The following is a 21,878-nucleotide window of genomic DNA, read 5'->3' on the forward strand; positions in this document are numbered from 1 at the left end:
CCAGTTGGTTGGTCATACAGCGTTGCCATAAGAATAGGGGAAAGATGTATAAAATTAAAGCGTGTGTGTAGACCAGCAGCATACTTTACATTGCTATACGTAAAGCTGCGTGCCAGCTATCTTTCTTGGTTGGCAAAAAATGCTTGAGCGTGACCAAGGTCAGCAAGAGACAGATAAATTATCCGGACGCAGAAGATACTGCGTCCGGAGACGACAACCGACAAAAAAGGAATGCCGGCGGTTAGTTGCGGAACGGATTACCAGCGCTACGCGTTGAGGTAGCGGTTGGTTGGCTAACTGGAGCGGTTTGCGCTGAGGTTTGAGCGTAACTGCTGGCGCTAGCACTTTGGCTGCTTTCCGAAGTGACTTTGGTCGCCGATGTTGAAATCGGTTTATCCAGAGCACCATTCAACTCCATCAGGTCGTTTTGGTTCAAGGTACCCAGTGAGGATTTGATCGTCAGTTCGTTAATCAGATAATCATAACGAGCATTGGCCAGTTGCTGCTTGGCGTTATACAGCGCAGTTGTGGCGTTCAACACGTCTAGAATGGTTCGAGTACCGACTTGATAACCGGCTTCTGACGCATCTAATGAACTTTGGGCAGAAATCACGGCCTGTTTGAACGCATTGATGCTGCTAATGGACGCCGAAATATTGTTATAGGAAGAGCGCACGGTCTGAACGACGGAACGATGGGCGCTTTCTAATTGTTCGCTGGCACCAACAAAGCCATATTGCGCTTGTTTTACCTGTGAGTTGGTCGCACCGCCACTATATAACGGCAGGTTAAAGGACAACCCAATGCTGTTCTGGCCAGCATCGTTACTACGTTGCTGATCGCTGACGGCATTACCACTGTAACGGTTGTTGCTAATTTTAGAACTGGCCGTTGCATTGATGGTTGGCATATAACCCGTTTCTGCCAGTTTAATCTGCTCACGAGCCAAATCCTGGCTCAAACGGGCAGAAAGCAACGTTAGGTTGCGTTTTTCCGCTTCGCTCAGCAGGTTATTAACCGCATCTGGGCGCTTGGTTTTCAGGCGATCAACATTGAGTGAGGCCAATTCCGGATAGTAAACACCGGTAATCTGGCGCAGGTTTTCCAGTGCGTTATCCACACCATTTTGTGCGGTAACTTCTTGCGCCAAAATGCTGTCATAGGTTGCACGGGCGTTCTGCACATCGGTAATCGCAACCAAACCGACGTTAAAGCGTTGAGTCGTTTGATCCAATTGACGATAAACTGCTTCTTTTTGCGCTTCGGTGTAAGACAGAGTGTCAATCGCCCGTAACACGTTGAAATAGGCGATAGCGGTATTGAGAATCAGCTGTTGTTCACTAGTCTGAAATGTAACATCCTGAATACCAGCAGTTTTTTCTTGTAAGGTCAGTGCGCGCCATTTCGACATATCAAAAATGGTTTGTGTTAGCGTCAGTGAGCCCGCAGTGACGTTACTGTTTACACCATTGCTGTCGCGGAAACCTTGGCTATAGGCATAATCTGCGCCTAAACCAAGTTGTGGTAACAGTGGGCTGCGTGATTCATTGATTTTTTCGAATGCAGCATCACGATCGGCGGCAGATTTACGTAAGTCTGGGTTACTTTCCCGTGCTTGTTTGTAAACTTGCAGCAGGTTCTCTGCCTGGCTCATGGTACTGAAACCGGCAAGGCTCAGTCCGATAAGAAGGGGGAGCAGTTTCTTCATTTGCATTCCTTGTTGTGCAGCAGTTGTGCGCAAAATATTGCCATGGTAACTGACGATAGACGAATTGTTGCCGATTCTATCAGAGTCTGCCAGTGGGATAAGGTGGCTGATTGTGCCATCTTGCCTTTATTTATCTAAATCTAACACAAACATACGCGAGTATTCTTCCAACCATTCCCATAAGGCTATCACGCTTGCTATTTTAAGCTCGGGCGGCATAGCCTGCCTGCCAGTTTCATTTTTATGCCCCACCGCTTTCAGTGTCGGCAATAGGGGTGTCATAAAAAATTAGCATATCGACATAATACTCAGGTAGGAGAAAAGTATATGACATTGTCTAAAGGGTCACCGGTTACTTTTAGCAAAGATGATGTGGAAATTATTGCACGCGAATCTCTTTACAGCGGTTTTTTTTCCTTGAACCTGTACCGCTTTCGTCACCGTTTATTCAACGGTGGCATGAGTGGTGAAGTAAAACGGGAGATTTTTGAGCGTGGTCATGCTGCAGTACTGTTACCTTATGATCCGGTGCGGGATGAAGTGGTGCTGGTTGAACAACTGCGTATTGCGGCGTTCGATTCCAGCGATTCGCCTTGGCTGTTGGAAATGGTGGCTGGCATGATTGAGCCTGGAGAGAGCGTGGAAGATGTTGCGCGTCGCGAAGCGCAGGAAGAGGCCGGTATTACCGTCGGCCGTTGTAAACCAGTGCTGAGTTATCTGGCTAGCCCAGGCGGCACCAGTGAACGGTTGTCGATTATGGTGGGTGAGGTGGATGCCACTACTGCTGCGGGTATTCATGGTTTGGAAGAAGAGAATGAAGATATCCGGGTGCATGTGGTTAGCCGTGAACAAGCCTATCGCTGGGTAGAAGAAGGCGCGATCGATAACGCCGCCTCGGTGATTGCATTACAATGGCTGGCGTTGCACCATCAATTACTAAGAGAAGAGTGGAAAAATCATGTCTAAGCGTTATGTGCCTGATTTTCCTGAAATGATGCGGATATGCGAAACCAATTTCGCACAATTGCGTCGTTTAATGCCGCGGGTTGATAAAGTGAACGAAAGCGTGGCTTACCAGGTTAATCACACTCGTTATCGCTTGACCATTTTGGAGTCGACCCGTTACACCACGGTTGTAGAGATAGTGCAGACTGAACCGGTAGTGGGTCATTGGGGACTGCCTTCGATGTCGGTACGGCTTTATCACGATGCCAGGGTGGCGGAAGTGTGTGCCAGTCAGCAGATCTCCCGTTTCAAAGCAAGTTATGATTATCCGAATAAAAAGTTGCATCAACGGGACGAAAAGCATCAAATTAACCAGTTTCTTGCTGACTGGCTGCGCTTTTGTTTCGCGCATGGCGCTGTGGCGGTTCCGGTTTGTTAGACAGACTTAACACAAGGATACCAATTGGAAAGCCTGTTTGAGCTGCCTATGGCGAGTGGGGCCAGGGTCAGAATATTACAAATAACAGATACCCACTTTTTGCTGGTGAGGATGAAACCTTGCTGGGTGTGAATACCGGCCGTAGTTATCGCGCCGTTCTGGATGCGGTGATTGCCGAAAAGCACCCCTACGATCTGATTGTAGCGACTGGCGACTTGGCTCAGGATCATTCTGTGGCGGCCTATCAGCATTTTGCGAAAGGCATCGCCCGTTTGCCTGCGCCTTGCGTTTGGCTGCCGGGAAATCATGATTTCCAGCCAGCGATGGTCGATGTGTTGGCCGAGGCTAATATTGCGCCATCAAAGCAGGTGTTAGTCGGTGATAACTGGCAAGTCATCTTATTGGATAGCCAGGTGTTTGGTGTACCTTACGGCGAACTAAGCGAACATCAACTGGAGTGGATGGAACGATGCCTGATGGCTTATCCGCAGCGTTATACGTTGATATTGCTACATCATCATCCCATGACCTCCGGTTGTACCTGGCTGGATCAGCACAGTTTGCGTAATGCCCATGTTTTAGCCGCGGTGCTAACGCGCTATCCCCGAGTGACCACATTGCTGTGTGGGCATATCCATCAGGAACTGGATCTCGATTGGTATGGCAAGCGCTTACTGGCCAGCCCATCCACCTGCGTGCAATTCAAACCACATTGTACTAATTTTACTTTGGACACCGTAGCGCCGGGATGGCGTTACCTCGATTTATTGCCGGATGGCACTTTGGAAACAGAAGTGCGTCGTTTGGACAGTGACGAGTTCAACCCTAATATGGACGCGGACGGTTATTAATGAATACACTCCTCTATCTGCATGGTTTCAACAGTTCTCCACAGTCGGCGAAAGCCACTGCGCTGAAAGGCTGGTTACAGGAACATCATCCGCACATTGAAATGCTGGTGCCGCAGTTGCCGCCTTATCCGGCCGAGGCTGCCGCAATGCTGGAGGAGATTATCATGAATCGTTCCGGTCAGAATATCGGGATGGTGGGTTCCTCTTTAGGTGGTTATTTTGCCACTTGGTTATCCCAGTGCTTCAGTATTCCTGCGGTGTTGGTCAATCCGGCGGTGCGGCCTTTCGAGCTGTTGATTGATTACCTCGGTCAAAATCAGAACCCCTACACCGGCCAGCAATATGTGTTAGAGTCTCGCCATGTTTATGACCTGAAAGTCATGCAGATTGATCCATTGGAGTCGCCTGATTTACTCTGGCTGCTGCAACAAACCGGGGATGAAATCCTCGATTATCGGCAAGCCGTTGCGTATTACACGCCTTGCCGGCAAACGGTAGAATCAGGTGGAAATCACGCCTTTGTAGGCTTTGAACACTACTTTGCACCGATTGTGAATTTTTTAGGGCTAACGACGGCCTGACACAGGGCGGTGTAAACGCCGCCAGATACGGTGGGTGTAATGGCCCATCAGGCCTGTCACCGCTAGCCCTCCAACCCTTAGCCGAACATAAATCAAACCATGACTCAATCCAGCTATAACGCTGATGCCATTGAAGTACTCAGCGGTCTAGAACCAGTGCGTCGTCGTCCGGGCATGTATACCGACACCACGCGCCCGAACCACCTCGGCCAAGAGGTCATAGATAACAGTGTCGATGAGGCGCTGGCCGGTCATGCCCGCCGCATTGATGTCATTTTACATGCTGATCAATCACTGGAAGTGATCGATGATGGTCGTGGCATGCCGGTAGATATTCACCCGGAAGAAGGTGTACCAGCCATCGAGCTTATTTTCTGCCGTTTGCACGCCGGTGGTAAGTTTTCTAATAAAAACTACCAGTTTTCCGGTGGCTTGCACGGCGTGGGTATTTCAGTCGTTAATGCTCTGTCACGTCGGGTAGAAGTGAATGTGCGCCGTGATGGGCAGGTTTACAGTATGGCCTTTGAAAACGGCGATAAGGTGCAGGATTTGCAGGTGATTGGTACTTGTGGCAAGCGTAACACTGGCACCAGCGTTCACTTCTGGCCTGATGAGTCTTTCTTCGATAGCCCGCGTTTTTCTGTTTCCCGCTTATCGCATTTGTTGAAAGCGAAAGCGGTGCTGTGTCCCGGCGTTGAAATTGTCTTTAAAGATCTGCTTAACAATACCGAACAGCGCTGGTGTTATGCCGATGGTCTGACAGATTATCTGATGGAAGCGGTTAATGGTCTGATTACCTTGCCGGAAGTGCCATTTGTCGGTTCTTTCGCCGGAGATACGGAAGCCATTGATTGGGCATTGTTATGGTTGCCAGAAGGCGGCGATTTACTGACGGAAAGTTACGTCAACCTGATTCCGACCATGCAAGGCGGTACTCACGTTAACGGTTTACGTCAGGGATTGTTGGACGCCATGCGCGAGTTTTGTGAATTCCGCAATATTTTGCCGCGTGGTGTGAAGCTGTCAGCTGATGATATCTGGGAGCGTTGTGCCTATGTTTTGTCAGTCAAAATGCAGGACCCACAATTTGCCGGCCAAACCAAAGAGCGCCTGTCTTCCCGTCAATGTGCGGCTTTCGTTTCTGGCGTGGTGAAAGATGCTTTTAGCTTGTGGTTGAACCAGAACGTGCAGGCAGCAGAACAATTGGCAGAGCTGGCCATTTCCAGCGCCCAACGGCGGATGCGAGCTGCGAAAAAAGTGGTGCGCAAGAAGTTGACCAGCGGCCCCGCGTTGCCTGGAAAGCTGGCAGATTGCACTTCGCAGGATCTCAGCATGACCGAGTTATTCCTGGTGGAAGGGGACTCTGCGGGTGGATCGGCTAAGCAGGCACGGGATCGCGAATATCAGGCCATCATGCCGCTAAAAGGCAAGATCCTGAATACTTGGGAAGTTTCTTCAGATGAAGTCTTGGCATCACAGGAAGTGCATGATATTTCCGTGGCGATCGGGATTGATCCAGACAGCGAAGATTTGAGCCAACTGCGTTATGGCAAGGTTTGTATTTTGGCGGATGCGGATTCTGATGGGTTGCATATCGCTACTTTGCTGTGCGCCCTGTTTGTGCGTCATTTCAGTTCGCTGGTGCGTGGTGGCCATGTGTACGTGGCGATGCCACCTTTGTACCGTATCGATTTGGGCAAAGAAGTATTCTATGCGCTGGATGAAGAAGAGAAAGCTGGCGTACTGGAGCAGTTAAAACGTAAACGTGGTAAGCCTAACGTTCAGCGCTTTAAAGGGTTGGGTGAAATGAACCCGCTACAGTTGCGTGAAACAACGCTCGATCCCAATACCCGTCGTTTGGTGCAGTTGACCGTTGATGATAGCGATATCGAGAAAACCATGGCGGTGATGGATATGTTGTTGGCGAAGAAGCGTTCCGAAGATCGGCGTAATTGGCTGCAAGAGAAAGGAGATACCGCAGAAATCGAAGTGTAACGTTTCCTTTTTGAAGATCTCGCTGCCAAACCGCGCCCGGCTGCACCTTTGCAGAACCGGGCGTTGTCATCTTTGGCGCTTGACCATAGCTTCATTTTTGCTGAATCTTACGGTTAAATGACTTAACTATTTGCCTAGGCGTCAATAATGAAAATCACCCTGGAAGAATTACAGGCTTTTATCTCTGTAGTAGACAGTGGTTCGATCACGGCGGCGGCAGGACAGCGTAATCAAACCACATCGGGTATTAGCCGGGCGTTGAGTCGTTTGGAGCAAAAGCTGGAAACGACCTTGCTACGTCGCACCACGCGTCGCCTTGAATTGACTGGGGAAGGCGAACTGTTTCTGGCTCACGCGCGACAAATTATTGACGCGGTTGATGATGCCGAAGAACAAATTGCACTACGTCGGCTAAAACCCGCCGGACGGTTGCGGATCAATGCGGCGGTACCTTTTATGCAGCATGTCATCGTGCCGATGATCGGTGGCTTTCGCGCGTGCTATCCACAAATTGATTTGGAATTGAATACTGACGATCTGAATATTGATTTGCTGGAACAGCGAACCGATATTGCCATTCGACTTGGGGTTCTGCGCGATTCCACTATTCATGCCCGTCGATTGGGTGCTAGCCGCCTGCGGATCCTCGCCAGTCCGGAATATATCCAGCGCCACGGCGCGCCAAAAACCATCGAAGAATTGTCCGAGCATAGTCTGCTTGGTTTCACTCAGCCGGAATCGTTGAATCAGTGGGCATTGCCTTACCTGCCGGGTGGCGGTTCATCCATCGTGCCCACCGTGGCGGCATCCAGCGGTGAAACGTTACGGCATCTGGCGCTACGAGGAGAAGGGATTGTCGAGTTATCCGATTTTATGACGCGGGAAGACCAGCTCGTTGGGCGATTGGTTGAAGTGCTGGTGGAGCAAACTCTGGAAAGCTGGCAACCGATTAATGCCGTGTATTATCGCAATACACCATTGGTCGCGCGTATTACCTGTTTTCTGGATTATCTCACTGAACAGATTCGTATACAGGGTCGTCATTGGATTAAGGCTTAACTGCCGCCAGTAAGTGGAAGCGTTTCGCCCAGCCTAACAGCGACCGGGCTTGATGTTGATATTCAGGTGTAGGGTGATGATGGCCAGCGATTATCGAAGAAACTGCGTCGTTAAATGTTGGCGATAACGGGCAATATCACCAGCAATATCAGGCTGTTTGATTACGTCGTTACACATAAAAGTCGGCAAAGGTTCCATACCCAGAAACTGATTGGCCTTGTGAATGGGCAGATAAACACCGTCGACGCCCACGCCGTGGAAGAACTGTTCTGGATCGGTAAAGGCTTCAACAGGTGCATTCCATGTCACTGAAAGCATGTAGGTTTTACCTTGAAGTAATCCGCCGGAGCCATATTTTTTATTATCGTCGGAACGGGTACGACCATCACTTTGATACAAACGACCGTGGCCTTCAGTAAAGACATCATCAATGTATTTTTTTAGCGTCCAGGGTGGCCCCATCCACCAGGCTGGCATCTGATAAATGAGAGTATCAGCCCAGAGGAAATTTTCGATTTCGGTTTCAATATCATAACCTTGGTCAACAACGGTGATCTTGACCTGATGACCGAGTTCCTGCAAACACTCGACGGCTTCGGTGGTCAGGGTGTGATTCAATTCCCCTTTAGAATGGGCAAACTCTTTCATTGCATTAATAATCAATATGTTACTCATGTCATACTCCTGATAGTGTAAAGACAACCAGTGAAAACAACATGCTGTATCAATCGCGATTATTATTTTCTGGCTTACCTTTTGTGCTGAGCATGCTAATGATTGTTTGGCTATAAAGAAATAGACCTTGAGTCAGAACAGTATTGACTGATAGGCAACAAAGAGCGGAGATTTATCGTGAATTGTGCTGACGGCGGCGATTCAAGCCCTGGCGGCTGAATAGGTAACATGGGGCAATAGAGCCAATATTCACCCGACCAGATCGTTTTGGATTTGTGACAGTTACCCTGCATATGAGTTACTATCGCGAGCAGAAATCTACAATGAACTTTCGGTGTTGATCGGCTATCAGCCAGAATCTTCGAGCCAGAGTCTGAGGATAATTAAGTAATGAGTGATTTGACTCATGACGGTGCAGAGCGCCTACCGCTGCACACTTTTACTGAAAACGCCTATTTGAACTACTCCATGTACGTCATCATGGATCGGGCGTTGCCGTTTATTGGCGATGGTTTAAAGCCGGTACAACGCCGAATTGTCTATGCGATGTCCGAGCTGGGTCTGAGCAACAATGCCAAATTTAAGAAATCAGCTCGTACCGTCGGTGACGTTTTGGGTAAATATCATCCCCATGGCGATAGCGCTTGCTATGAAGCTATGGTGTTGATGGCGCAGCCATTCTCTTACCGTTATCCGTTGGTCGATGGCCAAGGGAACTGGGGGGCACCGGATGATCCAAAATCCTTTGCTGCCATGCGTTATACCGAATCCCGTCTGTCCAAATATGCCGAAGTGCTGTTGGGAGAACTGGGTCAAGGTACGGTGGATTGGGTGCCAAACTTTGACGGCACCATGCAAGAACCGAAAATGCTGCCTGCGCGTTTGCCGAATATTTTGCTGAACGGTACCACTGGGATTGCGGTGGGAATGGCAACGGATATTCCACCACATAACGTGCGGGAGATCGCTCAGGCGGTAGTGGCGTTGATTGATAAGCCGCAAACCTCGCTGGAAGAATTATTGGAGTTTGTACAGGGGCCTGATTTCCCGACCGACGCTGAAATCATTACGCCACGGGATGAAATTCGCAAGATTTACCAGAATGGCCGCGGCTCTGTGCGGATGCGTGCCGTGTGGAAAAAAGAGGATGGCAGTGCAGTGATCACGGCGCTGCCCCATCAGGTTTCTGGTGCCAAAATACTGGAACAAATTGCCAACCAGATGCGGGCGAAAAAGCTGCCGATGGTGGAGGATTTACGTGATGAATCCGATCATGAAAACCCTACTCGCCTGGTTATTGTCCCGCGCACCAACCGGGTGGACATGGAACAGGTCATGAACCATTTGTTCGCAACCACCGATCTGGAACGCAGTTATCGCATCAATATGAATATGATCGGTTTGGATCATCGCCCATCGGTTAAAGGTTTGATGGCGATCCTGACTGAATGGCTGGAATTCCGCCGGGATACTGTGCGTAAGCGCCTGAATTATCGTCTGGATAAGGTGTTGAAGCGTCTGCATATTTTGGAAGGTTTACTGATCGCTTTCCTGAATATCGATGAAGTGATTCATATTATCCGCACCGAGGATGAACCCAAGCCGTTGCTGATGCAGCATTTCGGTATCTCCGAAACGCAGGCCGAAGCCATTCTGGAGCTGAAACTTCGTCACCTTGCCAAGTTGGAAGAGGTGAAAATTCGCGGCGAGCAGGAAGAGTTGGCGAAAGAGCGGGATCAATTGCAAGCGCTGCTGGCTTCAGAGCGCAAATTGAATACGTTGATCAAAAAAGAAATTCAGGCCGATGCCTTGGCGTATGGCGATGAACGTCGTTCACCGTTGACAGAACGTGGCGAAGCTAAGGCAATGAGCGAGCACGATATTGTGCCATCTGAGCCCGTGACGATTGTACTGTCCGAAATGGGTTGGGTACGCAGTGCCAAAGGCCATGATATCGATCCAAGTGGATTGAGCTACAAAGCTGGAGACAGTTTCCGCGCCGCTGCGCGTGGTAAGAGTAACCAACCGGTGGTGTTTATTGACTCTACCGGTCGCAGCTATGCATTGGATCCACTAACGTTGCCTTCTGCCCGTGGGCAGGGAGAGCCGTTAACCGGCAAGCTGACACCACCGCCGGGCGCCACGATTGAACAGGTATTGATGGCACCAGACGATCAAAAACTGTTGATGGCTTCCGATGCCGGCTACGGTTTCGTTTGTACTTTTAGCGATTTGGTCGCCAAAAACCGCGCGGGCAAGGCGATGATCAGTTTGCCGGAAAATGCCAAGGCACTGACACCGCTAGAAATTCATGGCCCGGATGACATGTTGCTTTCTATCACGGCAGCTGGACGGATGTTGATGTTCCCAGTGGCTGATTTGCCGGAATTATCGAAAGGGAAGGGGAATAAAATTGTCTCTATCCCAGCGGCACAGGCAGCAGCAGGGGAAGATGGTTTGGCGTGGCTGTTTGTATTGCCACCACAAACATCGGTAACGCTGTACTTTGGTAAACGTAAACTGATCTTACGCCCAGAGGATTTACAGAAATTCCGAGCTGAACGTGGGCGCAAAGGCTCACCGCTACCACGCGGCCTACAGAAAATCGACCGTGTGGAAGTGGATGCGCCAGTACGCCCGGAATCTCCTGAAGCCAGCGAGTAATTCTTGTCCCAAAGCGAATAGCCACAGACAGTGAGCGGTGGCTATTCGCATCGATACCGTCCTGACCGGTAGTCTGTTTGCTGTGGCCGGTCATGGCTATTGAACCATTTCTCCAGATTATTTGAACCTACTGTGACGGCGTTTTATTATGGCGATGAATCTACGCGGTGTTTTGCATCGCAGCCGCTATACTAGCGTCGATTAGGTTTTCAAGAGGTTGTTATGTTATTAATTTTACGCGCGATACTGGCGATTTTTTATTGTTTACTGGTGTGTGTGTTTGGCTCAATTTATTGTCTTTTCAGTCCGCGAAATCCTCGTCACGTCGCGACTTTCGGACATTTGTTTGGCCGTATGTCGCGGCTGTTCGGCATTGAAGTTGAGCAACGGATACCGGCTGAAGTGGCTAACTATGGTAACTGTGTCTATATTGCCAACCACCAGAATAACTACGATATGGTCACCATGTCGAATGTGGTACAACCTGGCACCGTTACTGTTGGTAAGAAAAGCCTGCTGTGGGTTCCGTTGTTTGGGCCACTGTACTGGCTGGCTGGCAACCTGCTGATCGACCGTGATAATCGCGCCAAGGCTCACGGAACTATTGCGCAAGTAGTGGAACAGGTTAAAAAAAGAAATATTTCTATCTGGATGTTCCCAGAAGGTACCCGCAGCCGTGGTCGTGGCTTGCTGCCCTTTAAAACCGGCGCTTTCCATGCGGCAATTGCCGCCGGCGTGCCGATTGTCCCGGTCTGTGTTTCCAATACCAATGGCACTATTAATCTGAACCGTTGGAACAATGGGCGAGTCATTGTCGAGATGCTGCCACCCATTGATACCCGCGGTTACGGTAAAGAGAATGTGCGTGAATTGGCTGAACATTGCCGCAACCTGATGGCAGAAAAGATTCAGCAGTTGGATGCCGAAGTGGCTGAACGTGTGATAGAAAAAAAATAGCGATTCCCCAGTATGTTATCGAATACGCTAGAATAAAAATGCTTTTATTTTAAACGACTCTGGTCGTTAGTGTTTTGCTCTCCTGTATCCCCGTGGTGTCGGTGGGCAAAATTTTTGCATACGGTTTGTTAGTGCTTTTCACGGAGAAGATATGTCACTCAGTCGTCGCCAGTTCATTCAGGCTTCGGGCTTGGCGCTTTGCGCAAGTTCACTGCCGTTGAGGGCACAGGCTAGCGGTAGTCAACAACCTTCCTTACCGGTTCCCCCTTTACTGGAATCCCGTCGTGGACAGCCGCTGTTTCTCACCTTACAGCGCGCCCATTGGGCATTTATCTCTGGTCGTAAGAAGGCGGAAGTGTGGGGCATCAACGGTATGTACCTCGGGCCAACGGTCAGGGTTTACAGTGGCGATGATGTCAAACTGATTTACAGTAACCGCTTACCAGAACCTGTTTCTATGACCATCAGTGGGTTACAAGTGCCGGGGACCTTAATGGGCGGTGCAGCGCGCATGATTTCACCTGGTGTTGACTGGTCTCCGGTGCTGCCAATCCGTCAGGCGGCGGCGACCTGCTGGTATCACGCCAATACGCCGAATCGCATGGCTCCCCATGTGTATAACGGGCTGGCGGGTATGTGGCTGGTGGAAGATGAAGTGAGCAAAGCATTGCCGCTACCGAGTCATTACGGTGTCGATGATTTTCCGATTATTTTGCAAGATAAGCGCTTGGACAACTTTGGTACACCCGAATATAACTCGCCAGCCAAAGGCGGTTTTGTCGGTGATACCTTACTGGTCAACGGCGCACAGAGTCCATTTGTTGAGGTTTCCCGTGGTTGGGTGAGACTACGATTGCTTAATGCTTCCAATTCCCGCCGCTACATTCTGCAAATTAGCGATGGACGGCCTTTTCATGTGGTGGCCAGCGATCAGGGCTTCCTGCCGGCACCCGTTGCGGTGCAGCAGCTTTCGCTAGCGCCGGGCGAACGGCGAGAAATACTGATTGATATGTCACAGGGCAGTGAAGTTTCGATTACTGCGGGGGAATCTGCGGGCATCATGGATCGTCTGCGCGGGTTATTTGAACCCTCAAGTATTCTGATTTCTACGCTGGTTCTGACGTTGAAACCTACCGGACTGTTACCTCTGGTCACGGATAATTTACCCATGCGCTTACTGGCTGATCAGATTCTGGATGGCAATGTGGTTCGTTCCCGTGAATTCCGTTTAGGCGATAATCTACCGGGAATCAATGGCGCAATCTGGGATATGAATCGGGTTGATGCTCAGGCACAGCAAGGCACTTGGGAACGTTGGACATTGCACGCCGATATGCCGCAGGCATTCCATATTCAGGGCGTCTCTTTCCTGGTGAAAAATGTTAACGGTGCGCCAGCAATGGCAGAAGATCGCGGTTGGAAAGACACGGTTTGGGTCGATGGTGATGTGGAGCTGCTGGTGTACTTTAATCAGGTTTCTTCCGAGCATTTCCCGTTCCTGTTCTATAGTCAAACCTTGGAAATGGCTGATCGTGGCTCTGCTGGTCAGCTCATTACTCAGGCTGCACCCGCCGCTGCATTTTAATACTTGCCTCTAATCAGGTTCGGCCTTCGTCGAACCTGTATTTAATCCTCTTATAATCAATTTATTATCTATCCGGCATTTTCTCGTACCGGTATCAGTATTGCCGAGAAGGATAAAGTCTCCTTCCTCTTTATATGGATAAATGCGTATAATCGCCGCCCGGTGACAATTTCTGACCCGCATCCTCTCTCCATTTCCTGATAAAGAGTATTGCCATGAGTACCAGTCTGATTCAGCCCGAACGCGATCTGTTTTCCTATACGCCTTATTGGGCCGAGTGTTATGGCACTGCGCCTTTTTTACCGATGTCCAGAGCGGAAATGGATCAATTGGGCTGGGACAGTTGCGATATTATCGTTGTCACCGGTGATGCTTATGTTGACCATCCCAGTTTTGGCATGGCGATCGTGGGGAGAATGCTGGAAGCGCAGGGATTTCGGGTAGGAATCATTGCTCAACCAGATTGGACCAATAAAGACGATTTTATGCGTTTAGGCGAGCCAAATCTGTTTTTCGGCGTGACCGCAGGCAATATGGATTCAATGATCAACCGCTACACGGCCGATCGTAAATTACGTCACGATGATGCTTATACGCCGGATAATAAAAGCGGTAAGCGGCCTGATCGCGCCACTTTAGTTTATAGCCAGCGCTGTAAAGAAGCCTATAAACATGTGCCAGTGCTGCTGGGTGGCATTGAGGCCAGTTTACGGCGTATTGCGCATTATGATTATTGGTCTGACACCGTAAGACGTTCGGTGATTATTGATGCCAAGGCCGATATGTTGGTGTATGGCAACGGCGAACGGCCATTGGTTGAAGTGGCACACCGATTGGCGGCAGGGGAAAAGATCGCCGACATTCAGGACGTGCGTAATACCGTGGTGATTCGTAAAAGCGCATTGCCCGGCTGGAGTGGTGTCGATTCTACCCGTTTAGATAAACCGGGACGCATTGAACCGATTCCGAACCCTTATGGCGACGATTTGGCCTGCGCGCCGGATAATCAGGGTGAAAGTACCGAAGCCAAGCCGATTACGGTACGAGCGGCAAAGCCGAAACCGTGGGAGAAAACCTACGTCTTGTTACCTTCCTATGAAAAAGTGAAGGCAGATAAAGTGTTATATGCGCACACTTCGCGCATTCTGCATCATGAAACCAATCCCGGCTGTGCACGCGCCTTGATGCAAAAGCATGGCGATCGCTATATCTGGATTAACCCTCCGGCCATTCCGCTCAGCACAGAGGAAATGGACAGCGTATTCGCTTTGCCTTATCAACGCATTCCCCATCCTGCGTATGGTGAGGCGAAAATTCCGGCTTACGATATGATCCGTTTCTCAATCAATATCATGCGTGGTTGCTATGGTGGCTGTTCCTTTTGTTCGATTACCGAGCATGAAGGGCGGATTATCCAAAGTCGGTCAGAAGATTCCATAATCCGTGAAATTGAAGAAATTCGCGATAAAGTTCCAGGATTTACCGGTATTATCTCCGATCTTGGTGGGCCAACAGCCAATATGTACATGCTGCGTTGCCAGTCGCCACGCGCTGAGCAAACCTGTCGCCGCGCATCTTGCGTCTATCCTGAAATTTGTACCCATATGGATACTAATCACCAGCCAACCATTGCGTTATATCGCCGAGCACGAGATCTTAAAGGGGTAAAGAAAATCCTGATTGCATCTGGCGTTCGCTACGATTTGGCGGTGGAAGATCCGCGTTATATCAAAGAGCTAGCGACTCATCATGTTGGCGGCTATCTGAAAATTGCACCGGAACATACCGAAGAAGGGCCACTTTCTAAGATGCTAAAACCGGGTATGGGCAGCTATCAGCGCTTTAAAGAGCTGTTTGATACCTATTCTAAGCAGGCGGGAAAAGAGCAGTATCTGATTCCGTACTTTATCTCTGCTCATCCAGGAACCCGTGATGAGGATATGGTTAATCTGGCATTGTGGCTGAAAAAGAACCGTTTCCGCCTGGATCAGGTGCAGAACTTCTATCCGTCGCCATTGGCGAACTCCACTACCATGTATTACAGCGGTAAAAATCCGTTGGCGAAAGTGGACTATAAAAGTGAGGACGTGGTGGTGCCGAAAGGTGATCGGCAACGTCGTTTGCATAAAGCTTTACTGCGTTATCACGATCCGGCTAACTGGCTGATGATCCGAACTGCGCTGAATGAGATGGGAATGTCGCACTTGATTGGTAGCCGGAGAGAGTGTCTGGTGCCAGCGCCTACGTTGGAAGAGCAGCGCGAGGCGCGGCGTGCTTCGCGGCATCATACGCCGGCCTTGACTAAACATACGGCGATAACTCGCCAGCGCCAACCTGCCAGCCCGCGTAAGGCTGATCAGACAAAATCATCAGTGGCAGAGTCTCGTTCGGCGACCAGGGCTACAAATTCCACTCGGAGTAAGCAGAAGGGGCACTAAGTCTAGCGGGTAGCCTGTGGGATCTGTGCTCACACAAGACCACCTGTCCATGTTGAGGATGACCATCCATCACTGAGGTGATGGATGAGCCAGCGGTGCGGGATCGCCCAATTCTTTGTTTTTCAATCATAGATTTCAATAAAACTCAAAGCAGCATCAGCTAAAAACTATCCGGATCTGGCCCCAGGCGATGGCCTATATCCAGCTTGGCAATATCACTGAGTTCGTCTTTTTCCAGTTTAAAATCAAACACCTCAAAATTTTCTCTAATTCTGTTTGGTGTGACGGATTTAGGAATAACAATCAGGCCATTATCCAGATGCCAGCGAATAACAATTTGCGCCGGTGTTTTATCGTATTTTTGTGCTAGTTGGTGGATAAGTGGTTGATCGAAAACACCTTCCCCGCCCTGCGCCAGTGGGCTCCAGGATTCCGTTGCAATATGGTGTGTGGCATTCCAGGCATGAAGCTGGCGTTGCTGTAACAACGGGTGTAGCTCAATCTGGTTAATTGTCGGTGCGACACCGGTTTCATCCAATAGACGCTGTAGATGAGGAATGTGGAAATTACATACGCCGATGCTGCGGATCAGACCCTGCTCTTTCAGTGTGATCAGTTTCCGCCAGGCATCCACATAACGATCCTGTTTTGGATCTGGCCAGTGAATCAAATATAAATCGATATAATCCAGTTGAAGTTTCTTCAGACTGGCTTCCAGCGCCTGCTGAGGATGCGACTGGTCTTCATTCCACAATTTGGTGGTAACAAACAAATCCTTCCGCGGCACGGTGGCCGATCTCAGCGCTTTGCCTACACCTTCTTCATTCTTATAGATGGCCGCAGTATCGATTGAGCAGTAACCTATTTCCAGTGCTTTCGTTACCGCTAATTGTGCTTCCTCATGACTTGCTTTCCATACACCAAGACCTAATTGAGGCATAAGATTGCCATCATATAATTTGATAATAGGCTGATTTTTCATACATATTCCCCTGACTTGGCTCGAGAGCAACACTCACCCTTCGAGCGTTGCTCTTTGTATTCAGTGTAGCTGACAATCTGTTTATTGATTATCAAGGTAACTATTTTTATTCATAAATAGTGCATATATAACGAAAAATATAAGTGTTTTTTCCGGCGAGTCTGAAGGGTGATGCCAGGCTCCCTGGCAATGAGGTTGACCCAGACCACGATATTTTGGCAGAAATTGTTCAACTGATTGGTGCGACATTTGTTCTCCCATCAATAAACGAGATGCGATCAGACCAAGAGTGAATGGCAGCGCCAGAAAAGAGGATGGTGTTATCCCTGAGTCGGGATCGCAGTTGGGTAAAAATCTGTAGTGATGACCTTAAGTCTAGCAGTAAATAGCTTAAATAGTGGTTAAAACGATATTATTCACATCGGTACTATGATGAGAAAAGGGTAAGAAATTACGCTTACCCTTTGTTATTTACTTAAATATCAGGTCAGATCGCTGCTTCATAGATGCGTTTGCTCTCTTCCAGCGTAATGTCGCCGTGTTCCCCTAAATGATGGTAGCCGTGTTCGTCCAGCTTATTGATTAAGCTTGGGATGGTGCTGCCGTCTAGGCCGTAATCGGAAAGGTGAGTTGGCACGCCCATACGTTCGAAGAAATCACGGGTAGCAGCAATAGCTGCGTCGATGCGTTGATCTTCGCTACCTGCGTGCAGATTCCAGACTCGTTCCGCATATTGCAGCAGTTTGGCTCGTTTCTGCTCTTTTTTGGCTTCCAGCAATGAGGGTAAGACGATCGCCAAAGTTTGTGCATGATCCAGACCGTGCAGAGCGGTCAGTTCGTGACCCAACATATGGGTTGCCCAGTCCTGCGGTACGCCCGCACCAATCAGGCCGTTCAACGCCATAGTCGCACTCCACATAATATTGGCGCGCACATCGTAATCTTCCGGATTTTCTAGCGCTTTTGGGCCTTCTTCGATGAGCGTCAGCAGCAAGCCTTCGGCAAAACGATCTTGTACTTTGGCATTCACCGGATAAGTCAGATATTGCTCAATGGTATGTACAAAAGCATCCACCACGCCATTGGCAACCTGACGCTGAGGTAGCGTATAGGTAACAACCGGATCCAGAATGGCAAATAACGGTTGTACGAACGGTGAGAAGAAATGACGTTTATCACCTGTACTACGGCGGCTGACAACGGCACCATTATTGGTTTCGGAACCGGTGGCTGGTAGCGTCAACACTGAACCCATAGGGATAGCCTGAGTGATCTTACTACCTGTGGTTTCCAGAATCTGCCACGGATCTTCAGGATAATTGACGGCGGCGGCGATAAATTTGGTGCCGTCCAGCACTGAACCGCCACCCACGGCCAATAGGAAATCGAAATGGCTGGCGCGAATCATCTCCACAGCTTTCATCAAGGTTTCATAGGAAGGGTTAGGCTCAATACCGCCAAACTCTTCAAATTGATGATTTTTCAATGCCTGATGGACTTGATCCATCACACCGTTTTTTTTCACGCTGCCGCCACCGTAGGTAATCAACACACGGGCATCGGCTGGAATCTGGTTAGCCAATTCTGCAATTTGACCGGCACCGAACACGACTTTGGTTGGGGTATGAAGGGTGAAATTTTGCATGATTTGATGATCCTCGAGTGGTTGTTTAACGAGCTGATGAACCATATAAACCTTAAACCTTCAGCGATAAATTGAGTCGCGGAAGTGATACCTACGAAGGCTTGGGAATAATATGTCTCGGCTGCATTCTTTGGAGACTATTGTGGGTAAATTAAGCGTATAGCTCAATGCACATTTCTGCCTGCTTATTGCCTATTTCTCCAAACCACTGTAGAAAATAAGAGAAATAAAGCAAAATCAATGCTGGTTTATTTTTTCTGATAGATGAGAGTGATATGGCCGCCATCGACGATATTCAACAGCTAATGGCCGAGCAGGTCGCCCGATTGGCACCTGGCAACGGGTTAACACCCTCGGCGGTTCCCCGGGTGAACATTCTGTTTTCTGATGTGCATCATCCGCGAACACCCGTGATGTATACCCCCAGCATCGTGATTATTTTTCAGGGTAAAAAAGTCGGTTATCTGGGGAGTAAAATTTTTCAATATGATCCGAAAAACTACCTGCTACTGACGGTTCCATTGCCTTTTGAGTGTGAAACTTTCGCCAGCCCAGAGAAACCGTTAGCCGGCTTGTCGATACATGTTGATAGCCAAATGCTACAGGATTTACTGGTGGATATCGGTGACGACGAGCTGGATAAACCCCGAGGTAACACCAATGGGGTAAACGCGGCTTTGCTAACGGAAGAGATGTTGTGTGCAACGGAAAGGTTGCTGGATGTGATGGAGAACCCACTGGCTGCTCGCGTATTGGGGCCGCAAATTGTACGGGAGATTCTATTTTATGTGTTATCTGGCCCTTGTGGTGCGCCGTTACAGGAGTTGGTTAACCGGCACGGTCATTTTAATCAAATTGCCAGGGCATTGCGACGCATTGAAAATCAGTTTGCCGAAAATTTGAATGTGGAACAATTGGCGGCGGAAGTGAACATGAGTATTTCGGCATTCCACCATAATTTTAAGGCGGTGACGAATACTTCGCCACTACAGTATTTGAAATCCTACCGTCTGCACCGGGCTAGAGTTTTGATGGTGCATGATGGCCTGAAAGCCAGCACGGCGGCGATTCGGGTGGGTTATGAGAGTGCTTCGCAGTTTAGTCGGGAGTTTAAACGCTATTTTGGGCATACGCCTGGTGATGAAGTGGCTAAATTACGTAGCAACCCAGTATGACCAATACACCGATCTCCGCGCGAATGCGACATGATCGGTGCGTCTGGTCGTATTATTCGGCGATACTTTTACGTTTACACCACACCACAATCAATGAGCCTGTTAATCCAGCGAACAGCAATACCATCGGTAGAATCATCAGTGCGGTCATAACCTGATTTTCATAGTGTTTAACCAGCGGGATTTGGCTGAGAGCAAAACCCAACCCGACGACGGCACCCACCCACAACATGCCACTTATCCAGTTGAATAGCTGAAAACGAGCGCTATTCAGACCAGAGATCCCGGCTAGCGTAGGTAGCAGCGTACGGATGAAAGCCAGAAAACGACCGATCAATAACGCAGCCAAACCGTGGCGGACAAAGAGTTGATGCGCCCGCTGGTGATAGTGTATCGGTAAGTGTAACAGCCAGCCTTTCACCACTTTGGTATCACCCAGCCATCGCCCCTGAATATAACTCAGCCAGCAGCCTAGACTGGCGGCAACGGTGAGAATAATCAGCGTGGGAATAAAGGCCATGACGCCTTTGGCAATCAATGCGCCAGCCAAAAGTAGTAAGCTATCGCCGGGGAGGAAAGAGGCGGGTAGCAGGCCGTTTTCTAAAAATAAAGTGGTAAAAAGTATGCCGTAGATAACCCAAATTATGTTGGGATCAGCAAGTTTACCAAAATCCTGCTGCCATAAGGCATGAAGGATTTCGCGTAACACATCCATTTCTCTTCCTGTTTGCCTGTCTGTTGGGGGGGATGGCTCGTTAAATCTCTCGCAGTGTATCTGGAACCAGCCTGAGCCACATTGATCTTATCCTCAATAACCAAAAATTAGCAGGGTATATTCACTTTGTTGATGGTTTATAGAAGATAGCCGGTGAAAATGACAAGGAGTTGCCTGCCATCTTCGCCGCTTTATGCCATGTTACTGGTTTTCGGCGATACGAGAGAAACCTGCGGCCAAATCTTCGATCAAGTCCTGTGTATTTTCCAGACCCACATGAAGGCGCACCAGCGTACCTTGTAGTAAGGTCGTTTCATATTTACGCATTGATTTAATATCTTCTGGTTGATAAGCCAAAATAAGTGACTCAAAACCGCCCCAGGAAAACGCCATACTGAAGTGTTGGAAATGATCCAGAAAAACTTCCAATTGTTGCTGGGTCAGACGCTGTTTTAACTCAAAAGAAAACAACCCATTACAGCCAGAGAAATCGCGCTTATAAAACTCATGACCTTTACAGTCCGGCAGCGCTGGGTGGTACACACAAGCCACTTCCGGGCGCTGAACCAACCAGTTGGCCACTTCGATACCATTGGCTGCATGCTGCTTTAGGCGAACGGCCAAAGTACGCAAACCACGACTGGCCAGATAAGCCGTATCGGCATCCACCATTTGCCCCATTAGATACGAATCTTCACGTAATTGCTCCCAGCAGCGGGCATTGGCTACGGCGATACCGAGCATGGCATCAGAATGGCCAATGATGTATTTCGTACCCGATTGAATAGAAATATCGATGTCGAAATCAAGTGCCTTAAACAGTACGCCCGCAGCCCAGGTATTATCCATCATAATAATGACTTCAGGCGCTACGGTACGAATAGCTCGTACAATAGCCGGGATATCCTGCACTTCCATCGTCACTGAACCGGGTGATTCCAAAAATACGACTTTGGTATTGGGTTGCAATAGATCAGTAATGGCGCAGCCAATCAAAGGATCAAAATAAGTGGTGCTAACCTGCATCCGCGTCAGGATTTTATCGCACAAACTTTGGGCTGGCTCGTAAGCTGAGCCAGTCATCAGCACATGGTCGCCTGCGGAGATAAAGGCCAAAATGGCGTTGCTGATCGCGGCTGCACCACAAGGATACAAAACACAGCCAGCACCACCTTCCAATTCAGTCATGGCCTCCTGCAAGGAAAAGTGGGTCAATGTGCCACGACGGCCATAGAATAATTCGTTTTTACCACGGTGAATGGTGGCGTATTTTTTGGCTTTGACGCTGTCAAAAACCAGAGATGAAGCGCGCTGAATCACAGGATTAACCGAGCCTTGGGTGAATCTTTTGCTTCTGCCTGCGTTTACCAACGCCGTTTCTAATTTTTTCGAGGACATAGACGCCATTACCTTGTCTGGTTAGTAGTAGTCTGGATTGAATTGTCAGTCATAAAGAGAATCGCT

General features: G+C 49.1%; 16 protein-coding genes and 1 pseudogene. 11 read left to right on the forward strand and 6 right to left on the reverse strand.

All coding sequences use genetic code 11. The annotated features are described in order from the left end of the window. Nucleotides 1-241 precede the first annotated feature (241 nt). Nucleotides 242-1,708 (reverse strand): outer membrane channel protein TolC, encoded by a 1,467-nt coding sequence (gene tolC, locus DJ39_RS04165; RefSeq protein ID WP_038244905.1) that lies wholly within the window; start codon nt 1,706-1,708, stop codon nt 242-244. A gap of 327 nt (nt 1,709-2,035) precedes the next feature. On the opposite strand from tolC, the gene nudF reads away from it, so the two are divergent. The 6 genes and pseudogenes from nudF to DJ39_RS04195 all read left to right on the forward strand — a co-directional run bounded on the left by nudF (nt 2,036) and on the right by DJ39_RS04195 (nt 7,578). After that, nucleotides 2,036-2,674 (forward strand): ADP-ribose diphosphatase, encoded by a 639-nt coding sequence (gene nudF / locus DJ39_RS04170; RefSeq protein ID WP_004721025.1) that lies wholly within the window; start codon nt 2,036-2,038, stop codon nt 2,672-2,674. Then, the gene (locus DJ39_RS04175; protein ID WP_038244903.1) at nt 2,667-3,092 is read left to right on the forward strand and encodes a DUF1249 family protein; all 426 of its coding nucleotides are present in this window, start codon (nt 2,667-2,669) and stop codon (nt 3,090-3,092) included. The genes nudF and DJ39_RS04175 overlap by 8 nt, the downstream gene beginning before the upstream one ends. A gap of 24 nt (nt 3,093-3,116) precedes the next feature. Next, a pseudogene (cpdA, locus tag DJ39_RS04180) lies at nt 3,117-3,943 on the forward strand (3',5'-cyclic-AMP phosphodiesterase). Next, nucleotides 3,943-4,524 carry an esterase YqiA gene (gene yqiA, locus DJ39_RS04185; protein WP_038244897.1) on the forward strand — a complete coding sequence of 194 codons (582 nt, stop codon included), beginning with the start codon at nt 3,943-3,945 and terminating at the stop codon, nt 4,522-4,524. The pseudogene cpdA and the gene yqiA overlap by 1 nt, the downstream one beginning before the upstream one ends. 99 nt (nt 4,525-4,623) lie before the next feature. Next, nucleotides 4,624-6,519 (forward strand): DNA topoisomerase IV subunit B, encoded by a 1,896-nt coding sequence (parE, locus tag DJ39_RS04190; RefSeq protein ID WP_004721020.1) that lies wholly within the window; start codon nt 4,624-4,626, stop codon nt 6,517-6,519. A gap of 147 nt (nt 6,520-6,666) precedes the next feature. Beyond that, nucleotides 6,667-7,578, forward strand: coding sequence for a LysR family transcriptional regulator (locus tag DJ39_RS04195; protein WP_004721019.1), 912 nt, complete (start codon nt 6,667-6,669; stop codon nt 7,576-7,578). Nucleotides 7,579-7,668: 90 nt separating this feature from the next. Here DJ39_RS04195 and DJ39_RS04200 read toward each other — a convergent pair whose 3' ends face one another. Then, nucleotides 7,669-8,253 (reverse strand): NAD(P)H-dependent oxidoreductase, encoded by a 585-nt coding sequence (locus DJ39_RS04200; RefSeq protein ID WP_004721017.1) that lies wholly within the window; start codon nt 8,251-8,253, stop codon nt 7,669-7,671. Between the two features lie 390 nt (nt 8,254-8,643). Here DJ39_RS04200 and parC point away from each other — a divergent pair, with 390 nt between their 5' ends. The 4 genes from parC (at nt 8,644) to DJ39_RS04220 (ending at nt 15,897) form a co-directional block, all read left to right on the forward strand. Next, complete coding sequence (gene parC, locus DJ39_RS04205; RefSeq protein ID WP_004721016.1) at nt 8,644-10,917, forward strand: DNA topoisomerase IV subunit A; 2,274 nt, start codon at nt 8,644-8,646, stop codon at nt 10,915-10,917. A 222-nt stretch (nt 10,918-11,139) separates the two neighbouring features. Next, nucleotides 11,140-11,874, forward strand: a complete 735-nt coding sequence (locus tag DJ39_RS04210; protein WP_038244892.1) for a 1-acylglycerol-3-phosphate O-acyltransferase — start codon at nt 11,140-11,142, stop codon at nt 11,872-11,874. A gap of 151 nt (nt 11,875-12,025) precedes the next feature. Beyond that, nucleotides 12,026-13,459 (forward strand): cell division protein FtsP, encoded by a 1,434-nt coding sequence (ftsP, locus tag DJ39_RS04215; protein ID WP_004721013.1) that lies wholly within the window; start codon nt 12,026-12,028, stop codon nt 13,457-13,459. Between the two features lie 215 nt (nt 13,460-13,674). Then, complete coding sequence (locus DJ39_RS04220) at nt 13,675-15,897, forward strand: YgiQ family radical SAM protein (protein ID WP_004721012.1); 2,223 nt, start codon at nt 13,675-13,677, stop codon at nt 15,895-15,897. A gap of 160 nt (nt 15,898-16,057) precedes the next feature. Here the strand turns inward: DJ39_RS04220 and dkgA are convergent, their stop codons facing one another. Both dkgA and yqhD read right to left on the reverse strand, forming a co-directional pair. After that, on the reverse strand, nt 16,058-16,879 hold the full coding sequence (dkgA, locus tag DJ39_RS04225) for a 2,5-didehydrogluconate reductase DkgA (protein ID WP_004721010.1): 822 nt from the start codon (nt 16,877-16,879) through the stop codon (nt 16,058-16,060). A 487-nt stretch (nt 16,880-17,366) separates the two neighbouring features. Continuing rightward, the gene (yqhD, locus tag DJ39_RS04230) at nt 17,367-18,524 is read right to left on the reverse strand and encodes an alcohol dehydrogenase (protein ID WP_004721007.1); all 1,158 of its coding nucleotides are present in this window, start codon (nt 18,522-18,524) and stop codon (nt 17,367-17,369) included. A 275-nt stretch (nt 18,525-18,799) separates the two neighbouring features. Here yqhD and DJ39_RS04235 point away from each other — a divergent pair, with 275 nt between their 5' ends. Further along, nucleotides 18,800-19,699, forward strand: a complete 900-nt coding sequence (locus tag DJ39_RS04235) for an AraC family transcriptional regulator (protein ID WP_004721005.1) — start codon at nt 18,800-18,802, stop codon at nt 19,697-19,699. A 52-nt stretch (nt 19,700-19,751) separates the two neighbouring features. On the opposite strand, the gene DJ39_RS04240 is transcribed toward DJ39_RS04235, so the two are convergent. Next, nucleotides 19,752-20,414, reverse strand: a complete 663-nt coding sequence (locus DJ39_RS04240; RefSeq protein WP_004721003.1) for a DedA family protein — start codon at nt 20,412-20,414, stop codon at nt 19,752-19,754. A 201-nt stretch (nt 20,415-20,615) separates the two neighbouring features. Further along, nucleotides 20,616-21,812, reverse strand: coding sequence for a cystathionine beta-lyase (gene metC, locus DJ39_RS04245; protein ID WP_004721000.1), 1,197 nt, complete (start codon nt 21,810-21,812; stop codon nt 20,616-20,618). Between the last annotated feature and the right edge of the window lie 66 nt (nt 21,813-21,878).

Source organism: Yersinia ruckeri ATCC 29473 (assembly GCF_000754815.1).
GTDB classification, from domain to species: Bacteria; Pseudomonadota; Gammaproteobacteria; order Enterobacterales; family Enterobacteriaceae; genus Yersinia; species Yersinia ruckeri.

What these genes read in the sequence shown, in the direction of transcription:
- DJ39_RS04200 (WP_004721017.1), bottom strand. Translation starts at nt 8,253, where the DNA reads ATGAGTAACATATTGATTATTAATGCAATGAAAGAGTTTGCCCATTCT.
- parE (WP_004721020.1), top strand. Translation starts at nt 4,624, where the DNA reads ATGACTCAATCCAGCTATAACGCTGATGCCATTGAAGTACTCAGCGGT.
- parC (WP_004721016.1), top strand. Translation starts at nt 8,644, where the DNA reads ATGAGTGATTTGACTCATGACGGTGCAGAGCGCCTACCGCTGCACACT.
- DJ39_RS04195 (WP_004721019.1), top strand. Translation starts at nt 6,667, where the DNA reads ATGAAAATCACCCTGGAAGAATTACAGGCTTTTATCTCTGTAGTAGAC.
- DJ39_RS04175 (WP_038244903.1), top strand. Translation starts at nt 2,667, where the DNA reads ATGTCTAAGCGTTATGTGCCTGATTTTCCTGAAATGATGCGGATATGC.
- yqhD (WP_004721007.1), bottom strand. Translation starts at nt 18,524, where the DNA reads ATGCAAAATTTCACCCTTCATACCCCAACCAAAGTCGTGTTCGGTGCC.
- tolC (WP_038244905.1), bottom strand. Translation starts at nt 1,708, where the DNA reads ATGAAGAAACTGCTCCCCCTTCTTATCGGACTGAGCCTTGCCGGTTTC.
- metC (WP_004721000.1), bottom strand. Translation starts at nt 21,812, where the DNA reads ATGTCCTCGAAAAAATTAGAAACGGCGTTGGTAAACGCAGGCAGAAGC.
- ftsP (WP_004721013.1), top strand. Translation starts at nt 12,026, where the DNA reads ATGTCACTCAGTCGTCGCCAGTTCATTCAGGCTTCGGGCTTGGCGCTT.
- nudF (WP_004721025.1), top strand. Translation starts at nt 2,036, where the DNA reads ATGACATTGTCTAAAGGGTCACCGGTTACTTTTAGCAAAGATGATGTG.
- dkgA (WP_004721010.1), bottom strand. Translation starts at nt 16,879, where the DNA reads ATGAAAAATCAGCCTATTATCAAATTATATGATGGCAATCTTATGCCT.
- DJ39_RS04235 (WP_004721005.1), top strand. Translation starts at nt 18,800, where the DNA reads ATGGCCGCCATCGACGATATTCAACAGCTAATGGCCGAGCAGGTCGCC.
- DJ39_RS04210 (WP_038244892.1), top strand. Translation starts at nt 11,140, where the DNA reads ATGTTATTAATTTTACGCGCGATACTGGCGATTTTTTATTGTTTACTG.
- yqiA (WP_038244897.1), top strand. Translation starts at nt 3,943, where the DNA reads ATGAATACACTCCTCTATCTGCATGGTTTCAACAGTTCTCCACAGTCG.
- DJ39_RS04240 (WP_004721003.1), bottom strand. Translation starts at nt 20,414, where the DNA reads ATGGATGTGTTACGCGAAATCCTTCATGCCTTATGGCAGCAGGATTTT.
- DJ39_RS04220 (WP_004721012.1), top strand. Translation starts at nt 13,675, where the DNA reads ATGAGTACCAGTCTGATTCAGCCCGAACGCGATCTGTTTTCCTATACG.